21 protein-coding genes and 1 tRNA gene are annotated in these 25390 nt (G+C 38.7%); 13 read left to right on the forward strand and 9 right to left on the reverse strand.

The annotated features are described in order from the left end of the window. Window position 1: 1 nt before the first annotated feature. A complete protein-coding gene (locus tag ESZ39_RS04335) occupies window positions 2–673 on the reverse strand; it encodes an arylesterase (protein ID WP_146878566.1) in 672 nt (223 codons plus the stop codon). Between ESZ39_RS04335 and ESZ39_RS04340 the strand changes: the two genes are divergently transcribed. The 3 genes from ESZ39_RS04340 (at window position 672) to ESZ39_RS04350 (ending at window position 5195) form a co-directional block, all read left to right on the forward strand. Beyond that, a complete protein-coding gene (locus tag ESZ39_RS04340; RefSeq protein ID WP_146878567.1) occupies window positions 672–1457 on the forward strand; it encodes an ABC transporter ATP-binding protein in 786 nt (261 codons plus the stop codon). The genes ESZ39_RS04335 and ESZ39_RS04340 overlap by 2 nt on opposite strands. Window positions 1458–1459: 2 nt before the next feature. Then, a complete protein-coding gene (locus ESZ39_RS04345; RefSeq protein ID WP_223270231.1) occupies window positions 1460–4042 on the forward strand; it encodes an ABC transporter permease in 2583 nt (860 codons plus the stop codon). A gap of 109 nt (window positions 4043–4151) precedes the next feature. Beyond that, a complete protein-coding gene (locus ESZ39_RS04350) occupies window positions 4152–5195 on the forward strand; it encodes an AI-2E family transporter (RefSeq protein WP_146878568.1) in 1044 nt (347 codons plus the stop codon). 264 nt (window positions 5196–5459) lie between these two features. Here ESZ39_RS04350 and ESZ39_RS04355 read toward each other — a convergent pair whose 3' ends face one another. The 4 genes from ESZ39_RS04355 to ESZ39_RS04370 form a co-directional block, all read right to left on the reverse strand. Next, window positions 5460–5936, reverse strand: coding sequence for a DUF2947 family protein (locus ESZ39_RS04355; RefSeq protein ID WP_146878569.1), 477 nt, complete (start codon window positions 5934–5936; stop codon window positions 5460–5462). Window positions 5937–6250: 314 nt separating this feature from the next. Next, window positions 6251–7489 (reverse strand): leucine-rich repeat-containing protein kinase family protein, encoded by a 1239-nt coding sequence (locus ESZ39_RS04360; protein WP_146878570.1) that lies wholly within the window; start codon window positions 7487–7489, stop codon window positions 6251–6253. Window positions 7490–7629: 140 nt separating this feature from the next. Continuing rightward, window positions 7630–7706 (reverse strand) — tRNA-Val (locus tag ESZ39_RS04365). Window positions 7707–7903: 197 nt separating this feature from the next. After that, window positions 7904–9238 carry an MATE family efflux transporter gene (locus tag ESZ39_RS04370; RefSeq protein ID WP_223270232.1) on the reverse strand — a complete coding sequence of 445 codons (1335 nt, stop codon included), beginning with the start codon at window positions 9236–9238 and terminating at the stop codon, window positions 7904–7906. Window positions 9239–9345: 107 nt separating this feature from the next. Between ESZ39_RS04370 and ESZ39_RS04375 the strand changes: the two genes are divergently transcribed. Then, on the forward strand, window positions 9346–9963 hold the full coding sequence (locus ESZ39_RS04375; protein WP_146878572.1) for a riboflavin synthase subunit alpha: 618 nt from the start codon (window positions 9346–9348) through the stop codon (window positions 9961–9963). 336 nt (window positions 9964–10299) lie between these two features. Here the strand turns inward: ESZ39_RS04375 and ESZ39_RS04380 are convergent, their stop codons facing one another. Both ESZ39_RS04380 and fdxA read right to left on the reverse strand, forming a co-directional pair. After that, window positions 10300–10506: a CPXCG motif-containing cysteine-rich protein gene (locus ESZ39_RS04380; RefSeq protein ID WP_146878573.1), complete on the reverse strand. Its 207-nt coding sequence runs from the start codon at window positions 10504–10506 to the stop codon at window positions 10300–10302. Between the two features lie 170 nt (window positions 10507–10676). Further along, window positions 10677–11009, reverse strand: coding sequence for a ferredoxin FdxA (gene fdxA / locus ESZ39_RS04385; RefSeq protein WP_146878574.1), 333 nt, complete (start codon window positions 11007–11009; stop codon window positions 10677–10679). A gap of 183 nt (window positions 11010–11192) precedes the next feature. Between fdxA and ESZ39_RS04390 the strand changes: the two genes are divergently transcribed. Then, window positions 11193–12839 carry an NAD(P)/FAD-dependent oxidoreductase gene (locus ESZ39_RS04390; RefSeq protein WP_146878575.1) on the forward strand — a complete coding sequence of 549 codons (1647 nt, stop codon included), beginning with the start codon at window positions 11193–11195 and terminating at the stop codon, window positions 12837–12839. A gap of 138 nt (window positions 12840–12977) precedes the next feature. Here ESZ39_RS04390 and ESZ39_RS04395 read toward each other — a convergent pair whose 3' ends face one another. Together ESZ39_RS04395 and ESZ39_RS04400 are read right to left on the reverse strand one after the other, a co-directional pair. After that, on the reverse strand, window positions 12978–13688 hold the full coding sequence (locus ESZ39_RS04395; protein WP_191321700.1) for an START domain-containing protein: 711 nt from the start codon (window positions 13686–13688) through the stop codon (window positions 12978–12980). Window positions 13689–14058: 370 nt separating this feature from the next. Beyond that, complete coding sequence (locus tag ESZ39_RS04400; protein ID WP_146878577.1) at window positions 14059–15990, reverse strand: putative bifunctional diguanylate cyclase/phosphodiesterase; 1932 nt, start codon at window positions 15988–15990, stop codon at window positions 14059–14061. A 535-nt stretch (window positions 15991–16525) separates the two neighbouring features. Between ESZ39_RS04400 and thrS the strand changes: the two genes are divergently transcribed. The 8 genes from thrS to pheS all read left to right on the forward strand — a co-directional run bounded on the left by thrS (window position 16526) and on the right by pheS (window position 25379). Then, window positions 16526–18436, forward strand: a complete 1911-nt coding sequence (thrS, locus tag ESZ39_RS04405) for a threonine--tRNA ligase (RefSeq protein ID WP_146878578.1) — start codon at window positions 16526–16528, stop codon at window positions 18434–18436. 90 nt (window positions 18437–18526) lie between these two features. Continuing rightward, window positions 18527–19081: a translation initiation factor IF-3 gene (infC, locus tag ESZ39_RS04410; protein ID WP_146878579.1), complete on the forward strand. Its 555-nt coding sequence runs from the start codon at window positions 18527–18529 to the stop codon at window positions 19079–19081. A 179-nt stretch (window positions 19082–19260) separates the two neighbouring features. Continuing rightward, window positions 19261–19455: a 50S ribosomal protein L35 gene (gene rpmI, locus ESZ39_RS04415; protein WP_146878580.1), complete on the forward strand. Its 195-nt coding sequence runs from the start codon at window positions 19261–19263 to the stop codon at window positions 19453–19455. A 15-nt stretch (window positions 19456–19470) separates the two neighbouring features. Beyond that, window positions 19471–19827: a 50S ribosomal protein L20 gene (rplT, locus tag ESZ39_RS04420; protein ID WP_146878581.1), complete on the forward strand. Its 357-nt coding sequence runs from the start codon at window positions 19471–19473 to the stop codon at window positions 19825–19827. Between the two features lie 284 nt (window positions 19828–20111). Continuing rightward, the gene (locus tag ESZ39_RS04425) at window positions 20112–21215 is read left to right on the forward strand and encodes a phosphoribosylaminoimidazolesuccinocarboxamide synthase (protein ID WP_146878582.1); all 1104 of its coding nucleotides are present in this window, start codon (window positions 20112–20114) and stop codon (window positions 21213–21215) included. 1158 nt (window positions 21216–22373) lie between these two features. Further along, window positions 22374–22712, forward strand: coding sequence for a P-II family nitrogen regulator (locus ESZ39_RS04430; protein ID WP_146878583.1), 339 nt, complete (start codon window positions 22374–22376; stop codon window positions 22710–22712). Between the two features lie 78 nt (window positions 22713–22790). Further along, entirely contained in the window at window positions 22791–24083 is a 1293-nt protein-coding gene (locus ESZ39_RS04435) for an ammonium transporter (RefSeq protein ID WP_146878584.1), read from the forward strand. A 315-nt stretch (window positions 24084–24398) separates the two neighbouring features. After that, the gene (gene pheS, locus ESZ39_RS04440) at window positions 24399–25379 is read left to right on the forward strand and encodes a phenylalanine--tRNA ligase subunit alpha (protein WP_146878585.1); all 981 of its coding nucleotides are present in this window, start codon (window positions 24399–24401) and stop codon (window positions 25377–25379) included. Window positions 25380–25390: the final 11 nt, after the last annotated feature.

Here is a 25390-nt window from a genome sequence, read left to right on the forward strand (position 1 = left end):
ATTAAGGCTCCAGTGTCATTATTTCATTAAGTTGCTGTTCAACATAGTCAGCGATTATTGGCTGTGCTTGCGCATTAGGGTGAATACCGTCTGCTTGCATAAGCGCTTTATTGGTTGCGACGGCTTCCATAAAAAAGGGCAGTAAGGTTATATTGCGAGCTTTGGCGACATCTGTAAAAACTTGCTCAAACATATTATTGTATCTTTGCCCATAATTTGGCGTTATTTTTATCTTAATCATTGAAACTCTTATGTTTTTATCTTGCGCTAACTTGACCATTTGTAACAAATTATTTTTAATTATTTTAGGTGAATAACCACGTAAACCGTCATTGCCGCCTAATTCAATTAATAAATGGTCAATTTTTTCATTCGTCAAAATGCCTGCTAGCCGAGATAATCCGCCACTTGTCGTTTCACCACTAACACTGGCATTTATTATTGTGTAAGCTTGTTTCTTTTTAATCAGTTTTTGATTAAGTAAGTGTACCCAGCCTTGGGTGGGTTTCATCCCATAACTTGCGCTGATACTATCACCTAATAGTAAAATGTTACGGGTTGGTGTGATACTAATGCTGTTATCAGCCGTATTAACCTGTGTGTTTTGTGCAGCATTGGCTGCAGTGATAAAAAATAAGCTAATAAATAATATAAAGAGTGGATAATTTTTCATGCATGTAAATTCCGAGAGTATGCTAAGCGTTAAAGACCTAACTAAATCAGTGCAAGTTGAAGATAAAACACTAGTTTTGCTTCAACCACTTAATTTAACTATTGCCGCGGGCGAATCAATTGCCATTGTTGGTCCGTCTGGCTCCGGTAAAACGACATTATTATCGATTTTAGCGGGTTTAGATTTACCAAGTTCCGGACAAGTGTATCTTAAAAACCAACCCTTACACCAATTTAATGAAGAGCAGCGCAGCCAAGTTCGCGCGCAGCATGTGGGTTTTATTTTTCAACAATTTTTATTAATTAACAGCTTAACTGCGCTTGAAAATGTAATGTTGCCCGCCGAGTTAGCCAATATGCCTGATGCGCAAGCACGTGGCGAAGCTTTACTGACCCAAGTGGGCTTGGCTGACCGAATTCAGCATTACCCTTCTCAGCTTTCCGGCGGTGAACAACAGCGGGTAGCTATTGCGCGCGCATTCATTGCTAAGCCAGATGTTTTATTCGCTGATGAACCTACAGGCAATCTAGACAGTAAAACTGGTCAATATATTATTGACTTAATATTTGATTTGAATGTTAAAGAGGGCACCACTTTAGTCTTGGTTACCCACGATGCTAAATTGGCGGCAAGGTGTCAGCGCCAAGTTGAGATGGACAGTGGTGCTTTAACTGAGCCGATGGCTGAAGCCACATTAGCAAACACAGAAGAAAATCAGCCTGATAGTCAAACTACAACGCATCATGATCTTAAAAGCAAAACTTCAGTTTCACAAGTAGGTTAACGATGAGTATTGTTAAACAAAAAGCATCAACCATGTGGTTTACGCAATCACTACGCTTATTACATCATGAGCTTCGCCGTGGTGAACTGACCATTATATTTATCGCTATCGTGCTTGCCGTTGCGACGGTATTTTCACTGACCGGATTTTCTGGCCAAATTAAGCATGCCATAGTGGCTAATAGCACCAATACTATAGGCGCCGATCGTGTATTGCGTATGTCGTCAGAAGTCGATAAGAGTATCATCGAGAAAAGTCAGACCTTAGCACTACAATATGCCCAAAAAATTGAAACTGAATCAATGGCATTTGCTGGCGACAATATGTTGCTCAGTGAACTTGATGCAGTATCTGATACTTATCCTTTGCGCGGTGAACTTAAAATTAAAACCTCGCTAACGCAAATTGCCAGTATTGTTGCCAATGCACCTAAACCAGGCACAGTTTGGGTTGAGCCCAGTGTGCTAAGTCGCTTGGACGTTAAAATTGGCGAGGTGATTGAAATAGGTGTTGCGCCACTCATTATTGCCGGTATTGTTACTGATATTCCTGACCGTTCATACCGCGCTTTTATTGCTGGGCCAACGGTTATTTTAAATATTGCTGATATGCCGAAAACCGAGCTTATTCAGCCAGGCAGTCGTATTACCTACAAGTACTTGTTTGCTGGTGAAACCGAGGCTATTGAAAGCTTTGAAACATGGATCAAACCACAAATTAATGAGTCACAACGTTGGTATGATGCTAAAGCCGCACAAAATCGCTTATCAAGAATATTAGACACCGCAGAGAAATTTCTATCACTAGCGAGCATGCTAGGTATTGTCTTAGCCGCTGTTGCAGTCGCTGTGGCGAGTCGTCGTTATGGTCAGCGTCATCAGCCTAACGTGTCGATATTTAAAGCCCTGGGTGCGTCAATTTCACATGTGAGGAAACTTTATTGTCTGCATTGGGCTTTATTGAGTTGCTTAAGTATCGCCGCAGGATTAGTGACGGGTTATGGTTTGATGTTACTGGGCGCTAATGCCATTGCGAGCTATTTATCATTGGCTGATGCACCGCTGACATTTGTGCCATTTCTAACCGCAATATTTACCGGCTTATTGTGCGCCATTGCTTTTGCTATTCATCCGATCATGACTTTAGTAAAAAGCTCACCATTAAATGTTATTCGTGGTTTTAGCCAAGAAAAAGTTGCGCGCTTTGGCTGGCACCAGTTACCACCATTATTGGCATTGTTTTTATTACTGTTTATTTTCAGTCAAGATTTGGTGATGAGCGGTGCGTTGTTAGTGGGTGGTGTTGTTGTCTCATTTATTTTGTTGTTGTTTGGACGCGGCCTAATGAGCGCAGGTCGCAGTGTCGGTACTAAGGCTGGAAAGTCTTGGCATTTGGCCTTAGCGAACTTAAAACGTCGAGCCAGTGAAAACAGTGTGCAACTGGTCAGTTTTACTATCGCTATAATGCTGTTGTTACTAATTACGGTAATGAAAAGCTCAATATTATCAGAGTGGGAACAACAGTTTCCTGATGATACACCCAATCATTACCTAATCAATATCACTCAAGATCAAATTCAGCCTTTAACAACCTTTGTTGAAGAAAATAACATTGCTAATCAAGGTTTCTACCATATCTACCGTGGTCGTTTATCCGCGATAAACGGTGTAAAGACTGTTGATAAAGATGATAATGATAGCGAAACACAAAACGCTGAAAAAACTGACAGCAATAAAAAACAAGACAGTAAGAAAACCAAGCAGCAAAAGAGTCGTCAAGGCATGGGCCGTGAACTTGGCTTAACTTGGCGTACTGAGTTACCTGATGAAAATGAAATTATTGCTGGGCAGTGGTGGCAAGTTAGTGACGAAAAACCTCAAGTGTCAATTGAGAGCAATATAGCGGAACGCTTGGCGGTTAAATTAGGTGACGATCTGACCTTCACACTCGGTTCAGATGAATTTACCGTGCCAGTGACCAGTATTCGTCAAGTGAATTGGCAAAGCCGGCAGTTAAACTTCATTATGGTTTTTAACCAAAGTGTTCTTGAGCAATTTCCAACGACATCAATTTCGGCTTGGTCGATATCAGATGAGGACCGAGACTTGGTTTATGGCTTTTTAGCAAATTTCCCTACCATTACGGTAATGGACTTTGCTGCCATTATGGCGCAGCTCAATAGTATTATTGAGCAAGTGACGGTGGCGATTCAGTTGATCTTAATTTTGGTGGTACTTGCCGGTAGTTTAGTCTTAATAGCACAAGTACAAGCTAGTATGGAAGAAAGAGAGCGTGAACTAGCGATATTAAGAACCTTAGGCGCTAAAGGCAGTTTACTGCGTAATAGCGTGTTATATGAGTTTGTAGCACTAGGTGCTATTGCCGGACTAATGGCAAGTGTTGGTATGGAAATAGCCGTGTATATATTACAAAGTCAAGTCTTTAACATGTCAGGCAGTTTTCACTTTCAATATTGGTTAGTGGGCATTGGCGCTGGCGCCTTTTTTGTTGGCTTAATTGGCATGCTCAGTTGTTGGCGCTTACTTAAACTGTCGAGTGTTACCTTGATCCGACGCACAATGTGATTTTTTACGCTAGAAAAACTATATCGCTTTTAACACTAGCGGGCATGCTATAGAATCGCTTATAGTTTTAAGCACTTACATTAAATTAGAAATAAATTGGGTTGAATAAATGGGTTTACAAGGCAAGTCTGAAGGCGCGGTGAAGTTTTTATTAGTGACTGCGGCGTTATTTATTGTGTTAGCGGGAATAAAAACCGCTGCGACACTATTAGTACCCTTTTTATTATCAGCGTTTATTGCCATTATTTGCAATCCGCTAGTGGTTATGGCAGCGCGCTATAAAATTCCTAAGCCGATAGCGGTTATCTTTGTTATTGGCATTTTTGTTTCTATTGCGCTGTCACTGGCTGGGCTTGTTGGTAACTCTTTAAATGAGTTATCACAACTTATTCCCGTTTATCGCGCGCAACTTCAAGAACAATTTATTTGGCTAACCCAGCAACTTGATGATTACAACATAGCAATATCGTCAGAATTATTGATTGAATACTTTGATCCCGCGGCCGCAATGGGGCTAGCAGCTAATATGCTCAGTGGTTTGGGCGGCGTTATGGCTAACTTGTTTTTAATCATTATTACGGTTATTTTTATGTTGTTTGAAGCGTCATCGGTACCTCAAAAATTACATTTAGCCCTTGATGATCCGCAAGCGCGTATAAAGCAAATTGACCGATTTCTATCCTCAGTAAATAATTATATTGCGATTAAAACCTTGGTCAGTATTGCTACGGGTATCATTGTTTCAGTTATGTTGTGGGCATTTGGTTTAGACTTTTTCTTACTGTGGGGCGTGTTGGCTTTTTTACTGAACTACATTCCCAATATTGGCTCAATTATTGCTGCCGTACCGGCCATGTCGTTAGCGGTTCTGCAATTAGGGCCTGCGGCGGCAGGTTTTATCGGCTTAGGCTATTTAACCATTAATACGGTAATGGGTAATGTGGTTGAACCGCGTTACTTGGGTCGTGGCCTTGGGCTATCAACCTTAGTGGTATTTATTTCATTAATTTTTTGGGGTTGGTTGCTAGGCACTGTTGGCATGTTGTTGTCAGTACCCTTGACCATGGTTATTAAAATTGCCTTAGAAAACTCTGCAGAAGGCAGTTGGTTCGCGGTGTTATTATCTGGTGAAGAAGAGTTGAAAGAGACTTAATTAAGTAAAAGGTGGTGATAAGCTATCTTTTCTAATCTATATCACTTTAAAAGCTCTAAAGTTAAAGAGCTCTGAGCTTATCAGGTGGTTATTAAACGGCTCTGTAGCTGATTATTAGTCAAATAATAACAGCCATACAAAACAGATTAGAATGGATGGCGAATATTAAAAATGAGCAAGTCAACATCACAGCACTAAGTTACCGGCAATGCTCTTTAGCAAGTGGTTATAGTATTGAAGGGGCTAAGTGCCACCGTGTTTGAACTAACTAGGCTTTTGACCAATCTTAAAATAACCGGTTGAAAGAAATTGCACCGCTTCATGGCGTTTTTTACCAATTAAGATTGCCCCATCATCCATAAAAAGAAAGTTTTTCCAGCAACGTTGAAATACTGCCCAAGTGGTTTCAATAACATTATCTCGCGAATTACAATAATAAACTACGGTATTATTATCCCACTTTAGGTGCGCTAAAACGATTTCAGGTAATAAACATTCTTCACTATCCCAAATGTTTTCCCATTTACCAGTATCAAGCCAGGATGCAGAGTTTTCTGGCCAATCACCTTTTTTAAAAAAGTCTGGATGATCAACCTGCTTACTAATAGCGCCATCCCAAAGTACTTTGGCTCGAGTACTTACCATAGGCTTAATTTTTGTTTTGTCACTATCACTAATGGGTAAGCTTTTATGCTTAAAGACCCAAGCGTTTTTTAATTCGTCAATTGAGGTGTAATTCATAAAGGGTATATGTGCAGCTTTAATTTAAGTATAACAAGAGCACCTAGTATCTCATTAATTTGGTTAAAATTGCAGGTTATAAAATGAAAAAATATAGTTAAAGCTACTGACTAGAGTAATTAGCTGGCTTTGTATTTTAACTAGTACAAGTGAGCAATAACTTAATGGGATTGGTATTAGTTCAAATTAGTCATTTGACTATCTATTTTCTTGGCTCAGACAAGGGAAGTATATCAGCACTAAGACTCAGTAAATAATAGAGGTAATTGACAAACGACAAGACTAGTTGTAAATAAACTTATACCAAACTGGTATTAATGAATTTTCTGCTTGATAATTTTAAATTTCGGGCTGTCTTGCTCTTGTCTATGACAAATACTTAATAAATCTTCAATCAAACAATAAAGTGCACGACGTTCAATTTGCTGGATTAATGTTTGTTGCTCGCTAGTTAGCATGTGGTACATAGTAGCGGCGCCAAAATCGCCAAAAATAATATTAGCGTTTTCATCAAACAGGGTGTTATGTGCGTATAAATCACCATGACACACTTGATTTGCATGCAAATGTTCAAACACGTCTTCCATTTGCCGTACTATTTTATCAATTTGACTAATGCTTAAGGTAAAGTCGGCAGGAAAAGTATCACGGGTGCAGCTTTTAAAGCTTGGTGGTAAGCCCAAGTTGTTAAAATTAGCCGGTATTAAGCTCATGATTAACGCTAAATAGCCTTCCTCGTTCACTTGTGCTAAAGAGCGAACAAGGTTTGGATGATCGCCGGCTTTTAAACAGGCTTGTAACTCGTCTTCAGGGTAACCATCACTGGTTACTTTGCCTTTAAAAACTTTAACGGCAACCTTATCTGGCAATGCTAATGGATTATCAGTCCACGTTGCGCCTGAAATAACCCCTGAAGCGCCTTGTCCCAGTATATTATGTAAGGTAAAACTTGCTGCTGGCACCGACGGAACTGAGGCAATATTAAGGTTAGTACGACTAAATGGATTACCGGAAAAAGCAAACCATGCGAGTTTAGGTAACCTTAGCAATTGCTCTGGGCATTCAGTCAGACTGTTCGCTGATATACGCACTAATTCAAGGTTATTTGACTGTGCTAGTGTTAACGGCAGTTTGGTTAACTTATTACCTGCTAATGCTAATTTTTGTAGCTTTGGCCGCTCACCTAAAGAGTCAGGCAAAGTCTCAAGGCAATTATCTGTTAAAATCAGCCAACGTAATTTAGTCGGTAGCGCGTTAGCAGGTACCTGATTAATTTGGTTTGATTTAAAGCCGACCATTTCTAGGTTTTCACAGCGCCCAAGTACTTCAGGTAATACTTGAAAGCGGTTGTTGGAAGCAAAAATTATTTTAAGTTTTTTTAGCTTAATTAACACGCTGGGTAGTGACGTTAATTGATTGTTAGATAAATCTAGCACTTCTAAACTATCGGCTAATGACAAAATCTCTAATGGAAATGAGCTTAAGTTTTCAGAGAGTTTTAAACGCTGAATACCCATGAGTTTGCCAGATTTCAACTGAGATAGCGTATGCATTTATTAATCCATTGTTACTGTTAGTAGATGAAAGTTGAGCTATGTCAAACATGGTATGACATAGCTCAAAACATAAAAAAACCCGAGAAGCTTACTTAAAGGCTTTTCGGGTTCTTTTGGGGTTTTAATGAACCCTAATGTGGTGCTCGCTACTGGACTCGAACCAGTGACACCTTGCATGTCATGCAAGTACTCTAACCAACTGAGCTAAGCGAGCTTTACTTCTAAGTAAAATTGTTGAGTGACTCAACGAAGCGCTATGTTAGCGATCTGTTTTAGCAAGTGCAAGCAGTTTTATCTAAAACTTGATGCAACTGCTGATTAATTCAGCAGTGGGTGTTGTGCTTGCTTATTTAATCGACAAATGGCGTAATAAAAACCTAAAATAATAAATTAAAACTGTGTGTTAACTTGTTAACTTTCCAGTGCTGCTTGTTGATCAAAGCGATTCTGTACCACTTTTAAACGCCAAGCCAGTAATACTGCCGCCACGGTTAAGCCAGAAATAAAACCTATCCAAAAGCCATAAGGACCGGATGCTGGTGCTATCCAATCGGTTAGGCCTAGTATTGAACCAAAAGATAAACCTACAACCCAGTAGGAAAAGAAGGTGATATACAAAATCGATTTGGTGTCTTTATAGCCACGCAGTGCACCTGCTGAAATAACTTGTATGGCATCAGAGAATTGAAATAAAGCCGCTAAAAACATTAAGCTAGCAGCAAGTTCAAGTACTTCTGTGTCTATGCTGTAGATCGCGGCAATTTGTCTGCTAAATAATAAGGTAATAGCTGCGGTTGCTACCGCAATAACCAGTCCCAAAATAACCGAATATCGGCAGAGTTCCTTGGCTTTTTCAAAGTTTTTATTGCCGACTTCAAAACCCACTTTTATCGTCACTGCCATCGCTAAACTTAAAGGCACCATAAAAACTAAACCAGAAAAGTTAATGGCAATTTGGTGGCTTGCAACAACATTAGCGCCAAAGGGCACAAGTATTATGGCTACGGCGGCAAATAAGCTTACTTCAAACAGTAATGAAAATGCTATAGGTGTACCTAAAGCTAAGATAGTTTTAATTTCTGACCATTGTGGCCAATAGAATTTGGTAAACAATGGCGCGTGTTTTAGGTGTTTTGAAAAATAAGCATAGGCAAGCATGCCAAAGAACATCACCCAATAAACAATGGCTGTGGCAATACCACAACCCGCACCACCGAGTGCCGGCATACCAAACTCACCATAAATAAAAATATAGTTGGCGGGTATGTTAATTAACAAGCCTAATATGCTGATGATCATCGTTGGGCGAGTAAAAGATAAACCTTCTGAATAATTACGTAAGACTAAATATAAGCAATACCCTGGACCACCCCAAACAATGTAACCTAAATAGTCAAACATCAACTGCTTAAGCTTAGGCTCCATTGAAATAGCGTCGATTAATATCGGAGTTGCGATGTAGTAGATAATAATGATGATAATGGAGAGAAAAACTGCTATCCAAGCGGTTTGATAACTGGCTTTTGCAACTTGGTCAAACTGTTTGGCACCCGATAATTGCGAAATAATACTCGCCAGTGCCATCACAAGGCCTGATATAGCCAAAATCAAGGGTAACCAAACACTGCTGGCTACTGCAACAGCGGCCATATCAGTAGCACTAACACGACCGGCCATGACAGTGTCGGCAAAACCCATTAAATTTTGGATCAATTGGGCGATTAAAATGGGGTAAGCCAATTTCATTAAATTTTTACTATTGGAAAAAAAACGAGTAATGTTCATCAAAGCAATTATATCATTAGGTTATTCTTGCTAAGATAGCAAAAAGTAGAATATTTGTTGGATGATATATGTTTACCGGTATAGTGCAATCACAAGCTGAAGTAATTGCGATAATGAGTAAAAATAATGCGATAAGATTAAAAATCGCCTTAGAAAGCGCGCTAATAGCTAACCTTGAAGTTGGTGCCAGTGTGGCGATAAATGGTGTTTGTTTAACGGCTGTTGAGTTTGGCCACTTAAGTAAAGACAGTAGTTTTATAAGTTTTGATGTTATTGATGAAACCTTACGGGTGTCTAACCTGGCGGATATTAAATTGGGCACACAAGTCAATGTTGAGCGCTCATTAAAAATTGGTGATGAAATTGGTGGTCATATGCTCAGTGGTCATGTGCATACTCAAGCTGTTTTGGCTAAGCGTATCGATAGTCAGGACAACTGTAGTTTAAGTTTTACCTTAGCGCCTGAATATAAAAAGTATGTATTTGCCAAAGGCTTTATCAGTATTAATGGCATTAGTTTAACGCTAGGGGCTGAAGTAGGGGAGCTGTTTTCGGTCTATCTGATACCTGAAACCTTGGCGCGCACCAATTTACAAAATGCAGTGATTGGCGATAAAGTTAATATTGAAATTGATCAGCAAACCATAACAATTGTCGAAACAATTGAACGTATGAAGTTAAGCTAGCATTAGTTTTACGTGATTATTTGTTATTTTTTATATGTAAATGTGACTTGCTAGTATTCACCTAAAGTACAGCTAGCGCTCTGGCTAGCTGTTGGTTAATTACACTAAGTTGGTTAATTACCTGTTCACTTTTGATGGTTAAAATGAAAAACTACGACGGTATAAAGTTTATAAGTAAAATAACTACTGACTTAATTTTATACCTTATATTTATTAATTTTTCCTCATAAAAAAGGTGATCACTTATTTAATCAAATTGGCTTAATATTTAGCTGGGGTAAAGTAGCTAGGGTAATAGTCAAGTTAGCTAACTATAAATTTTAACCAAGCGAATGTTTAAAAAAACTGTTCATTATCGCTACCAACACCCAATAGAATCTTTTGACGATACTCGTCAATATGTAAATTTAAATGCATCTCCATACAACAAGCCGGGCACTCTTCATAATAATCTTGATCACCTGCACTAGTGTCTAAATCCAGACGAATAGAGTGGCCGCAATGTGGGCATTCAATACGTTGTTCTTTAATATCATGGGGCATAATGGCTCCTAGATTTTAAGCTTGAGGACGGGTACTTTTTAGTATGAACACTTTTAGTTAAAGTGCGAGTATATGAAGGTTAAATATAGCCCAAAATACTTTTCACTGTAGGTCAAAACATTGTTTAGATAAAATTTGGCACAAAGGTGTTGGTTATTTTATGCGTGAAATTAGTCAACCTCAGTGATTAGATTATTAATCTTATTGGGTACACCATCCCATTGCTCGGCATCAACAGGCGCAGGAATAACTTCGCTGATCACGGGCCATATTTTTGCCAATTCAGCGTTTAGCTCAATAAAGTCTTTTTGATCTTCAGGTACATCACTTTCTTGATAAATAGCGCCGACAGGACATTCAACGGGGCACAAGTCACAATCAATGCATGAGTCAGGATTAATGACTAAAAAATTAGGTCCTTGATGAAAAGCATCAACAGGGCAAACTGCGACACAATCAGTGTATTTACATTGAATACAATTATCAGTAACTACAAATGCCATTTTATTTCGCTTATTTTATCTTATTGAGCTATCAGATCGACTAGCATTGTTACTATGAAAGGTCGGATCATACCTAGCTTATAAACAAATTCAATTATTGTTTTAGCTTTGTATTTGGTATCGCTAGTACTATCAGGTAAAATAGCGCCAATTTTTACCCTAGTCTCGCTTTGGATACACGATATGTTGCGTTTAACTAACGTCAAATTACCACTAAACCATCAACCGGAAGAATTAGAGCAAGTTATTCTTGCAACATTAAAAATCACCGCTGAGCAGCTTACCCGTTTTTCAATCTTTAAACGTGGTTACGATGCACGTAAAAAGAGTAACATCATTTTGATGTATACCTTAGATGTAGAAACAACAAAAAATGAACAGCTTATTGCTGAGCATGTAAATGATCAAAATATTAAACTTAGCCCTGATACAAGTTATAAGTTTGTTGGCCAAGCACCCGAACATTTAACTGAGCGCCCAGTAGTTATTGGTATGGGACCTTGTGGTTTATTTGCAGGTTTACTGTTAGCACAAATGGGTTTTAAACCTATTATTTTAGAGCGCGGTAAAGAAGTACGCCAGCGTACTAAAGACACTTTTGGCTTTTGGCGGAAAAAAATTCTTAATACTGAGTCCAATGTGCAATTTGGTGAAGGTGGTGCTGGTACATTTTCTGACGGCAAACTCTGGAGCCAAGTTAAAGACCCGAAGCACTATAGTCGCAAAGTATTACATGAGTTTGTTGACGCCGGTGCGCCGAGTGAAATTCTATACGTCAGTAAGCCACATATTGGTACTTTTAAATTGGTCACCATGGTTGAACAAATGCGGGCAGAGATTCACCGTCTTGGCGGCGAAGTGCGTTTTGAGCAACGTGTAGATGACATTCATTTTACTGAAACAGAAGATAACAACGGAAACCGGCAAGTTACCGGTTTAACTTTATCGACAGGTGAAGTCATAAACACAAAACACATCGCTTTGGCTATTGGCCATAGTGCACGTGATACTTTTACTATGTTGTATGAAAAAGGTGTTTTTATAAAAGCTAAGCCATTTTCTGTTGGTTTTAGAATTGAGCATGAACAATCAGTGATTGACGATGCCCGGTTTGGCAAAAACGCTGGCAACCCTATTTTAGGTGCGGCGGATTATAAACTTGTTCATCATTGTAAAAATGGCCGTTCAGTTTACAGCTTTTGTATGTGCCCAGGCGGTACAGTCGTCGCAGCGGCATCAGAACCAGGACGTTTAGTCACTAATGGCATGAGCCAATATTCACGCCATGAACGTAATGCAAATAGCGCTATTGTTGTGGGGATTTCACCCGAAGATTATGACGAAAATGGCAGTAAAGACAATGTGCTTGCGGGTATTGAGTTTCAACGTCGGTTAGAAGAGGAAGCCTTTAAATTGGGTGGCGAAAACTATGATGCACCCGTGCAATTAGTGGGTGACTTTCTTGCTGGACGAAAAAGTGGTGAGCATGGTGTTGTAGCGCCATCTTATAAACCTGGGGTTAAATATTGTGACTTGAGTAAAATTTTACCTGCTTACGCTACTGAAGCTATTCGTGAAGCATTACCGGCATTTGAACGTAAAATCAAAGGCTTTTCGATGGCTGATGCAACACTAACCGCTGTTGAAACACGTACCTCGTCGCCAATCAGTATTACCCGTGATAAAGACAGTTTTGAAAGTATCAACAGCAAAGGGTTATATCCAGCAGGTGAAGGGGCAGGTTATGCTGGTGGTATTTTATCTGCGGGTATTGACGGTATTAAAGTGGCTGAAGCGATGGCACTATCAATGCTCAATAGTTATAAATAAAAGCTTTAGTGCGCTATTGTTGTTTGAGTCATCAAGACTAACAGGCCATAGTTTGGTGATTAAATTCAACCGTAATAAGACTAAAAGTGCAGTTTAGTATTTCATGCTTGAGTTTGAGTTATACGGCGTTAAAAAGTCTTATTGTGACTGTATTTCTTGAATATTACTCTTAACTTGTTGTTGCCACTTACTTTTAGGTAATTGGCGTTGGATATTATGTAGTGTGGTCCAAATGCCGTTAAGTGTGATGGGTTTGGTTAACCATAGTGGAACATTACCTTTAGGGTCAACCATAAACTGGTAGGTTATTGCTATGCGTTTGTTGTCCAGCGGCACTATCGTCCAATGGGCGCTGAGTACCTTCATACGTATCACATTTTGGTTTTTTTCTATGGTATCACCGGCATCTTTAACGGCAATTTCAACTGATAGATCCTCGTTTTGCCAATAACGAGAATGGGCCACTATTTCACGTGCTGAAATTGGCCATAAGCCTTTAAATCGAGTAATAAATACATTTTCTTCACTTGAAATTTGGCTAATGCATTTAGCTGACTCCACATTGTCAAGCCAGTGAGGAGCCAGCTTAAAATCTTCAATAAAATAAATAAAACCCGCCAAGCTTGAGTTAACCTTAGCTTGTGCCTTAATTTCAATGACATCGTTATATTGACTAGCGCGATAAAGCACACTTAAGTCACTATTTTGCTGCCAAACTTTCCATGACGACAAAGCATTTGCTTGAACATTATGGCTTAATAGCAGTAAGGAAATGAGTAAGGGGTAGTTCAAGCTTGTTAAATGAGTAACCAACAAAGATATACGGGTAGGGTTAGAAACTTGATGCAAACAGCTATTCCTTATTGTAAAGCATTGCGGGCATAAACTGTGTTAGTGCAATAATGTGATTAATAATACCGGTTTCATTAATTATCTGTTCTACTTTATACGCAGGGGGGAACCAAATAAAAATACAAAGCATTTATTTTAATAATACCAATTTGATTAATTAAGTGATCACCTTTTTCATGAGGAAAAATGGATAAATACAAGGCATAAAATTTAGTCAGTAGTTATTCACCTTATAAATTTTATAACGCTGTAGTTATTCATTTTAACCCTTAAAAATGAGCAGGTAATTAATCAACTTGGTATAACGCCGTAACTGGCTTTTTTAATCAGTAGAAATAATCAGAAAATTAGTGAGATGGGTATAACACTAGTTCATTAGTTTAATTATTTTTGATGGATTGGGTTGCCATACACCAGCACCGTTATGTGCAAGATGATTTATACCTTGATTTAATACTTTATTGCCAACAATGGTTGAATTTTCAGGATGACTAATTAAAAATCCTTGAATGTATTTAACCCCTAAAGACTTTAATAATTCTAGCTGTATAACATCTTCTATGCCTTCAGCTACTATTTTTAAATCAAGTTGGTAGGCCATATCGATGATTGATTTCAGTATTTTCTTATACTTAGTACTGCTGGTTGCTTCATTAACAAACATTTTATCAATTTTTAAAATATCGACAGGCAATGTTGCCAATATTGCTAATGAACTAAAACCTGTACCAAAATCATCAATGGCAATAAAAACACCTTCTTGACGAAGTTTCTCTAATTCTGTGATAATTTCATCTGATATATCAAGGAAGCAAGACTCGGTAATTTCAAGCATTAATGATGAAGGTGGCAGGCCAGTTTTTGCCAGTGTATCCATAATCCATTGATAGAGCGGACGATGCTTAAGTTGAATAACGGAGACATTAACCGATATTTTAGTTTTTTTCATCCCGGCGTTATACCAAGCAAACATCTGACGGCAGGCTTCATTTAATATCCAATCACCTAGTGGTAATATTTGGTTAGACTCCTCAGCAATCGGAATGAACTCTGTAGGTGAAATAACACCTTCCACTGGGTGTTGCCATCGCACAAGTGCTTCAAAATAACTGATCACACAACCCTCAACATGAATGATAGGTTGGAAGGTTAAAAAGAAGCTGTGGTTGGATAAGGCTTGTCTCATTTCTTCTAATAAATAATGATAGCGTCTTAATTGGCTGCCCATTTCAGGAGAATATATGCGATAAACTCCTCGGCCATCTTTTTTAGCACGGTACATCGCTACATCAGCTAATTGTACTAGTGTATTAGGTTTACTTGCACTCTCAGGGTACATAGCAATACCGATACTAGCGCTAATTTTAATAGTTTTATTGCCTAAAATAAATTCACGCTCTAGCTCTGATAAGACATATTTCGCAATATTAATAGCACACTCTGAATTTTCTATATCAAAAAGAAAAATGGTAAATTCATCACCGCCCAGTCGAGCTAAGTTTTTTTCAATACGGTTACTTGATGGGCTAAAGTTTAGTTTATTACTGCGCACAAGAGAGTTTAATCGCTCGGCAACTTGGATCAGTACTTCATCACCAAATGAATGACCAAACGAGTCATTAACTTGTTTGAAACCATCAAGGTCAATAAATAATAGCCCACTCTTTATTTTTTCGCTCTGTGTTAATTGCTCTTCAATATGTTGAAGAAAAGTGTGGCGATTAGTTAACTTCGTCAATGCGTCACAAAAGGCACTTTGTTCAGTATCAATTTTATATTGCTTGGTATATCGTGCGATGTTTTCTAAAGCATAATTTAGATTAGCTAATACAGAATATTCTGGTTTGTATGACTGTTTTTGACCAAAGGTGTCTGCTATGCCATCAGTAATAAGACAAATATCTTTTAATTTACTGTTCTGATAATTCAAAATTAAAAAGCCAGCAATAAAACCAACTACAAGCAGTGCTAAGGAAGGATAAAGTACAGCTAATATAATATTAAATATAATGAAGTTTAATGGCGTGACTAACCAGTTATCAGCTTTTTTTGTTACTTTAACAACCAGCTTTTGCTTATTGTTTCTGGCTAAGTTATCAATAAGTAAAATATGACTTAGATAGCCATCAACATCAGTTAACTGATGTTGGGGTAATTCATAAGCAATATCGGGTTGGCTGTGATGAAGAGTACTTATTTCTTTAGATAAAATTGAAATAAAAAATATATAAACAATAATAAAAAATAATATAGTTAAAAGCGCGGTCGTTTGCCAATATTTAGCGGTAGATTTATTCATACTTTAATATTCCATCATCATCAAGCCGCTACAATCTGGAATATTACTGCCACAATATTTTAGATTAACGTTAACATTAGGTTACATTTTTTATATTTTTTCATATGATTACATTATTATACATATGAGTAACTTAATTGGGATGCCATCATATCCACACTGGTTTGTTTTATCAAGCCGTTATAGGTTTTGAACTATAATATTATGGCTAGGTAACGTAGGGGGCCTAAAAAGAAGTACCATATTACTAGTGTAATTAATGCATACAATATAAATAACATATAGATAACATTTTAATAATAAAACTGAGTAACATAAACTTACTTTTTACGCTTAATAATAGCGCCAACGCTGTACTTGAAATTTATTTTCGGTTACTCTACGGCGAAATTTTATTGCTGGTTATTAACGCTTAAGTAACGAGATACCCAAACGTTAATGACTGAAAAGACAATATTAACAATTAATTTAATTGCCAAAATAATTTAAATCAAGTGACACTTCGTATGTGCCACCACTGAACAAAGGAAAATACATGCCTGTTATTACGCTTCCCGATGGTAGTCAACGCACTTTTGAACAAGCCGTTTCTGTAATGGCTGTCGCCTTAGATATCGGTCCTGGTTTAGCAAAAGCCACGATTGCTGGTCGCATTAACGGTGAGTTAGTCGACGCCTGTGAATTAATTACCGAAGATGCAGCGCTACAACTTATTACCAGTAAAGATGCCGAAGGTCTTGAGATCATTCGTCACTCTTGTGCGCATTTATTAGGGCATGCTATTAAGCAGTTATATCCGAATGTTAAAATGGCGATTGGTCCAACGATTGATAATGGTTTTTATTATGATATTGACCTTGAAGAATCAATTACTGAAGACGATTTAGTCAAACTTGAAAAACGTATGACTGAATTAGCCCGTACTGGCTATGAAGTGGTTAAGAAAACAGGTTCATGGCAAGACGCTTACGATGCCTTTACTGAACGTGATGAAAGCTACAAATTACAAATTCTTGATGAAAATATCGAGAAAACAGACACACCTGCTTTATATCACCATCAAGAATATATCGATATGTGTCGTGGTCCTCATGTTCCTAGTATGCGCCATTGCCATCATTTTAAATTAATGAAGGTAGCGGGTGCTTATTGGCGTGGTAATTCTGACAATAAAATGTTGCAACGTATTTACGGCACCGCATGGGCTGATAAAAAACAACTTAAAGCCTATATTGTTCGTTTAGCCGAAGCTGAAAAGCGCGATCACCGTAAAATTGGTAAAACCTTAGATTTATTCCATTGGCAAGAGGAAGCACCAGGTATGGTGTTTTGGCATAACGATGGCTGGACTATCTATACAGAGTTAGAAAAGTTTATTCGTGAAAAATTACGCGAATATGATTACGACGAAGTTAAAGCACCGATGATGATGGATCGTAGTCTTTGGGAAAAGTCAGGTCATTGGGATAAATATGCTGATGGCATGTTTACCACTGAATCGGAAAAGCGCGAATACGCCATAAAACCTATGAACTGTCCAGGGCACGTACAGATATTTAATCAAGGGTTGAAGTCTTACCGTGATTTACCTTTGCGTATTGCCGAGTTTGGCTGTTGTCATCGTAACGAACCTTCTGGTTCTTTACATGGCCTAATGCGTGTTCGTGGTTTTACCCAAGACGACGCACATATTTTTTGCATGGAATCGCAAGTGCAAGCCGAAGTGACCAAGTGTATTGAAATGGTTTACGACGTATATAGCTCATTTGGTTTTGAAGATATAATCGTTAAGCTATCAACTCGACCTGAAAGTCGCATTGGTAGTGATGAGATTTGGGATAAAGCGGAAGCCGGTTTAGCAAAAGCATTAACTGATAGTGATATTGCTTTTGAGTATTTACCTGGTGAAGGGGCTTTTTATGGCCCTAAAATTGAATTTACCTTAATGGATTGTTTGGGACGTGCTTGGCAATGTGGTACTGTGCAACTCGATTTTGCACTGCCAGAGCGTTTAGGTGCAACTTATGTTGGTGAAAACAACGAAAAATACGTTCCAGTGATGATCCATCGTGCTATTTTAGGTTCACTTGAGCGTTTTATTGGTATTTTGATCGAAGAGTATTCTGGAAAATTTCCAACGTGGTTATCGCCAATTCAAGCAACTGTGATGAATATTACCGATAAACAAGGTCAATATTGTGAAAAAGTTGTAAAAAAACTAAAAGAAAGTGGATTTAGAGCAAAACTAGACTTGAGAAATGAGAAGATAGGCTTTAAAATCCGCGAGCACACTTTAAAGCGTGTTCCGTATTTGTTAGTCGTCGGTGATAAAGAAATGGAAACTGGCGAAATTGCGGTACGAACGCGAAGTGGTGAAGATTTAGGAACAATGTTGGTTGACGACTTTATTGCTAAATTATCAGATGAAGTGAAAACTCGTCTTTAAGCACTTTGCAAAACGAACACGTAACATTATTATTTTACCCAAGTAAGCTAATACTAGCGCTTACTTGGTCACAACGTTCTTTGGAGGAACATGGCTATTAAAGGTGGACAACGTGGCGGGCAAAAAGAGCCGGCGCATCGTTTAAATGAGTTAATCACAGGTATTCTAGGCAATGAAGTTCGTTTAATTAAATATGACGGCGAACCAGGTGGCATAGTTTCATTTGATGAAGCAATGGACCAAGCGGAGGACGCAGGTGTAGATCTTGTAGAAATCAGCCCAACAGCAAAACCTCCGGTTTGCCGAGTTATGGATTACGGTAAGTTTATCTATGAAAAGGCTAAAGAGCAGAAAGAGCAACGTAAAAACCAGAAACAAATACAGGTTAAGGAAATAAAATTCCGTCCTGGTACAGATGAAGGCGATTATCAGGTAAAACTACGCAACCTGAAGCGCTTTTTAGAAGGCGGCGACAAGGTCAAGGTAACATTACGTTTCCGTGGCCGTGAAATGGCCCACCAAGAGCTTGGTCTTGAAATTCTATCTCGTGTTAAAAAAGATTTAGAAGAATTGACCGTAGTTGAGTTTTTCCCTCGTAGAGCGGAAGGGCGTCAAATGGTGATGGTCCTAGCCCCTAAAAAATAGATAATACCCGGTTTGCAAGTAGCTAAGTGTTTTTCGAAATACCTAGCTCACCGCTATTATCTTTAAGCTGGTAAACAAGGCCTACAAGCAGAGTTCGACATCTTGGCTTAATTGCTAAGCGCTGAGAAACTTTCGCCTAGTTTACTTTATATTTGGCATAACAATGCGGAGTTATTAACATGCCTAAAATGAAAACCAATAAAGGTGCTGCAAAGCGCTTTAAACAGACAGCCACAGGCTATAAATTTAAACAAGCCGGTCTTCGTCATATTTTGACTAAACGCCGTACTAAAGTTAAGCGCCATCTTCGTGCGAAATGCATGATTTCGGCTGCTGACATCAAGTCAGTTAAAAAACTTTTACGTCACGGTTAATAGGAGAAATAGAAAATGGCAAGAGTAAAACGTGGTGTACAAGCGCGTGCACGTCACAAGAAGGTTCTAAAGCAAGCTAAAGGTTACTACGGTGCTCGTAGTCGCGTTTATCGTGTTGCTTACCAAGCTGTAACTAAAGCTGGCCAATACGCATACCGTGACCGTCGTCAACGTAAGCGTCAATTCCGTCAACTTTGGATTGCTCGTATTAACGCAGCAGCTCGTCAAAATGGTTTATCTTACAGCCGTTTCATTAATGGCCTTAAAAAGGCTTCTATTGAAATCGATCGTAAGATCCTAGCTGACATTGCAGTATACGACAAAGCAGCTTTCACATTCTTAGTTGAAAAAGCGCAAGCTTCTTTAGTATAGTTTGAGAAATTAGCTCTGAGAAAAGGACGCCCTAGGCGTCCTTTTCTTTTATGTACAGGATGTACGGTCAGGTTTTTAGTTCCAGACAAAACCTAAGTACTTACATCCGTGTAAGTAATGTAGCGGTGACAGGATGTCAAGGAGCGACGATGTGAAAAAATTGACTGAAAATTTAGCATAAAAAAGTCACTAAAATGAACCGTTAACTAAGCGGGTTTATCCAATAGAAATCAAGCCTGTTTATTTAAAAGTTTAATTTAATTATAGGAATTAAAGGTCTTATTATGAGTCTTGCTGATCAAATTTTAGCGGTAAATAATGATTTGCCTATTCGTACAGATGTTGCTGTTCATAGTGGCAAAGTACGTTCTGTCTATTGGTTAACTGACATCGACAGTCGTCGCTTAATTCGAGAGAAAAATTATGATGTTGCACAAGATACGCCATTAGCGATCATGGTGATCAGTGACCGCATTTCAGCATTTGACTGCATTTGGCGCGGTGAGGGTGGCATGAAAGGCGTACCCGGCAAAGGCGCAGCATTAAATGCCATTTCTAATCATTGGTTTAAGTTATTTAAACAGCAAGGGTTAGCCGACAGCCATATTCTTGATATACCGCATCCGTTTGTTTGGATTGTGCAAAAAGCCAAACCTGTGATGATTGAAGCTATATGTCGCCAATATATTACCGGTTCCATGTGGCGTTCGTATGCTAAAGGCGAACGCGAATTTTGTGGTATAGCGCTAATAGATGATCTTAAAAAAGACAGTAAGTTGCCACAATTGTTACAAACGCCATCAACTAAAGGTATTTTACAAGGCATACCTGGCGTGCCTGCAGTAGATGATGTTAATGTAACTCGCAAAAATATTGTAGATAATTTCGCCGCTTTTAATTTTAAATCAGTTGGTGATATAGCCCAGTATGAAAAGTTTTTAACTGAAGGTTTTGACGTTATTTCAATAGCGTTAGCTAAACTTGATCAGATTTTTGTTGATACCAAATTTGAGTTTGGCTATGTCAAAGATCGTAACGGTAATGATAAGCTTATTTATATGGATGAAGTAGGTACACCGGACTCATCACGCATTTGGGACGGCGAGCAGTATCGCGCAGGTAATATTGTTGAAAACTCTAAAGAGGGTTTCCGTCAGTTATTACTTAAGCACTTCCCTGATGCCGATATTCTTTTGAATAAAGACCGTATGATTGAGCGTGAAGCACTTGCCCGTGACAATGAGTTACCAGCAGATGTATTAATGGCAGTATCAGCAACCTACATCGCGATCGCTGAAAAAATCACGGGTAAAAGCATTGTCTTATCGCAAAATCCTAAACAAGAGATTATTGATGTTTTACGTGATGAATATCAACTGATTGACTAACGTTTAGCTTTCATTTTAGCTTTACATAGCCTCGCAATAGCGGGGCTTTTTTATGCTCAGGACGAGCCGTATGCTGCGATCACATGGATGTGAAAGAGCAGCTATGCTCAGGCCTTTTTAAATCGTTAGAGATAAAATTAGTAATTTTATCCAACATTGCTTTTACTGATAATAATATAGCGTTGGGCAGTTGTTTTTGTAGGTCGGACTTCAGTCCGTCAACCGCTAAGCGAGCGATTAATGTGCTGGGTTAACAATCATCTAAAGCGAGTATTATTTTTTAGGTTGGCATTTATGCCGAAAATAGTTAAATTTCATTTAACCTGATGGACTAAAGTCCAACCTACATCGGGCCTACGGGTGGCAATATAAAGTTTGGTGATTTTTTTTGTAGGTCGGACTTCAGTCCGTCAACCGCTAAGCGAGCGATTAATGTGCTGGGTTAACAATCATCTAAAGCGAGTATTATTTTTAGGTTGGCATTTATGCCGAAAATAGTTAAATTTCATTTAACCTGATGGACTAAAGTCCAACCTAAATCGGGCCTACGGGTGGCAATATAAAGTTTGGTGATTTTTTTTGTAGGTCGGACTTCAGTCCGTCAACCGCTAAGCGAGCGATTAATGTGCTGGGTTAACAATCATCTAAAGCGAGTATTATTTTTTAGGTTGGCATTTATGCCAAAAATAGTTAAATTTCATTTAACCTGATGGACTAAAGTCCAACCTACATCGGGCCTACGGGTGGCAACATAAAGTTTGGTGATTTTTTTTTGTAGGTCGGACTTCAGTCCGTCAACCGCTAAGCGAACACATTACTTGATACACAAAAGCCCAACCGAAAAGAAAACCGATCGTTGTTTCTTTTAACTGAAAGCTGATAGTTATTTAAATGACAGCTGTCTCTTAAAACTTGTTTATCCCCCCAAATATAATTGTTGCCCTTTTTTGATGCATAGTTAGGGCGTTGCACCAATATCGCTCTTTGATGATGTTTTGTGCACTAACTTGGTGCTTTTTGATTATTAGTAAAGGGAGATTTTAAACTTAAATATATGTATTTAATGGCTTTTTTATTTTGGGTATAAATGGTGCTTAGTATTGTTAAAATAATAAGATTCAAACTTAAATTGACCGTGAATGCACTAAAGGTGATCGAATGAAATTAGTAACAGCAATTATTAAACCCTTCAAAATGGATGATGTCCGTGAAGCGCTAAGTGAAATTGGTATTGACGGTATGACCGTTACTGAAGTGAAAGGATTTGGCCGCCAAAAAGGCCATACCGAACTTTATCGTGGCGCTGAATATTCGGTTGATTTCCTGCCTAAAATAAAATTTGAAATTGCAGTTAAGGATGACTTTGCTGAGCGTGTTGTTGACACCATCGTTAGCTCCGCTCAAACCGGAAAAATAGGAGATGGCAAAATATTTGTCACTAATATTGAAAACATCACTCGTATTCGTACCGGTGAAGTAGATGATGACGCTATTTGATCAAGCTTTATCGAACAATAAAAATAAAATGGGCTGTTCAGCATAAAGCCTAAAAAGATTTAAATAGTGGATGTAAAAATGAATAAAATAATTATCACACTTTTCGCTTTAACTTTTTCTTTACCGAGTTTTGCTGAAGAAGCAACACTTAACGGTGCTAATACCGCATGGATATTAACCGCCACAGCACTAGTATTATTGATGACCTTACCGGGTTTAGCTTTGTTTTATGGCGGCTTAGTGCGCCGAAAAAATATTTTATCAATTTTAATGCAATGTTTTGCCATTGCCGGTGTTTCATCCATTTTATGGTTTATCGTCGGTTACAGTTTAGCTTTTGGCGAAGGTAATGCATGGATTGGCGATTTTAGTAAAGTGCTTATGGTAGGTATGACTAAGGAAACACTTGCAGGTGACATTCCTGAAAGCCTATTTATGCTGTTTCAAATGACTTTTGCGGTGATCACACCGGCGCTAATTATCGGTGCTTACGCCGAAAGAATGAAGTTTTCTGCGGTATTGCTGTTTTCAGGGTTATGGCTGTTAGTGGTTTATGCACCTGTTACTCATTGGGTTTGGGGTGGTGGTTGGCTTGCACAAATGGGCGTTTACGATTTTGCCGGTGGTATTGTGGTTCATATCACCGCAGGTGTTGCGGCACTTGTGGCAGCGTTAGTGTTGGGTCCTCGTCATGGTTTTCCAAAAACCCCGATGTTACCGCATAACCTCACCATGACAGTAACAGGTGCTGGTATGTTGTGGGTTGGCTGGTTTGGTTTTAATGGTGGAAGTGCTTTAGCTGCGAATGGTGATGCGGCAATGGCGATGTTAGTGACTCATTTGTCAGCTTCAGCCGGGGCGCTTACTTGGGCTGCTATCGAGTGGAAAAAATTTGGTAAAGCCAGTGTGCTTGGTGCAGTAACTGGTATGGTTGCAGGCTTAGGTACTATAACACCCGCATCAGGTTTTGTTGGACCAGGCGGCGCTTTAATTATTGGTGTTTCAGCGGGTATTGTTTGTTTTTATTCAACAGTTTATATTAAACATAAACTGAAAATTGATGATTCATTAGACGTGTTTCCTGTGCATGGCATTGGCGGTATTTTAGGCACTTTACTTGCAGGTATTTTTGCCTCAACTGAGCTAGGAGCCTTTAGTGGTTTTGGTTACGCTGAAGGTATTAGTACCATGATAGGGCAGGTCACCGTGCAACTCATTGGTATTGGTGCGACTATTCTTTATACCGCAGTTGTCTCTTACCTATTGTTTAAACTGGTGGCATTAATGACTCAGGGATTACGGGTATCTAAAGAGCAAGAAATTACCGGCTTAGACATAACTGAGCATGACGAAGTGGGTTATAACCTTTAAGCACTAACTATTTAATCTGTCAGAGGAAAAGGCCATAAAAAGCCTTTTCCTCATATCCTCAGCTAGTTTATTTTTAATTCTAAATGCCATTATGGTTAAAATCAGTTACTTTTATAAAAGTAAAAGTTAAATAGCACTGTTTTTTCTCGGAAAATGTAGATTTACTCTACTTTATCCATCATTTTTTGTGTAAAATTATCTATCATTTTATTAATCGAAAAAGTCTAGCTAAAGGCCAATATTAGGCCGATGTTAATGCCCTATATTTTGCTACTAAAAAACTATTGGCGCTTTAAACACGCTTTAGAGGAACTCATGAATTTAGACGATATTATATTGCAGGCAGAACAAGCAATTGCTGCGGCGACTGATCCTGCAGAACTTGACCAAGTTCGCGTTAACTTCTTAGGCAAGAAAGGTTTGTTCACTGAACAAATGAAAGGTCTGAGTAAGTTGCCAAAAGAAGAGAAGCCCAAAGCGGGTCAAGTGATTAACATCGCTAAACAGCAAGTCCAACAGTTGTTAACTGCACGTGGTGAATTACTACGTGCACAAGTTATTAAGCAACAACTTGCTGCGGAATCTATTGACGTAACATTACCTGGCCGTGGCGACGAGTTAGGCGGCTTACACCCAGTTACTCGCACTATAGAGCGTATCGAGAGTTTTTTTGGCGACTTAGGCTTTTCAGTAAAACAAGGGCCAGAAGTTGAAGACGACTTTCATAATTTTGACGCCTTAAATATTCCAGAGCATCATCCGGCTCGTCAAGACCACGATACTTTTTATTTTAATCCTAAGTTAGTGCTGCGTACGCAGACCTCTGGCGTGCAAATACGTACCATGGAAAAAGAACAACCACCGCTGCGTATTATCTCTCCGGGTAAAGTGTATCGTAATGATTATGATCAAACCCATACACCTATGTTTCATCAAGTAGAAGGGCTAATGGTTGATAAAGATGTCAGTTTTACGCATTTAAAAGGTGTTTTACATGACTTTTTACATCACTTTTTTGAAGAAGAAGTAGAAATTCGCTTTCGCCCGTCATATTTCCCCTTTACTGAGCCTTCTGCAGAAGTTGATATTATGGGTAAAAATGGCAAATGGCTAGAAGTATTAGGCTGTGGCATGGTACATCCCAATGTACTGCGCAGTGTTGGCATTGATCCTGAAGTTTATACCGGTTTTGCCTTTGGTATGGGGGTTGAACGTTTAACCATGTTACGTTACGGCGTAAATGATTTACGTTCATTTTTTGAAAATGATCTTCGCTTCTTAAAACAGTTCAAGTAGGAAAGCCATAT

The sequence above is a fragment of the Colwellia sp. C1TZA3 genome, from assembly GCF_007954265.1.
Classification (GTDB): domain Bacteria; phylum Pseudomonadota; class Gammaproteobacteria; order Enterobacterales; family Alteromonadaceae; genus Cognaticolwellia.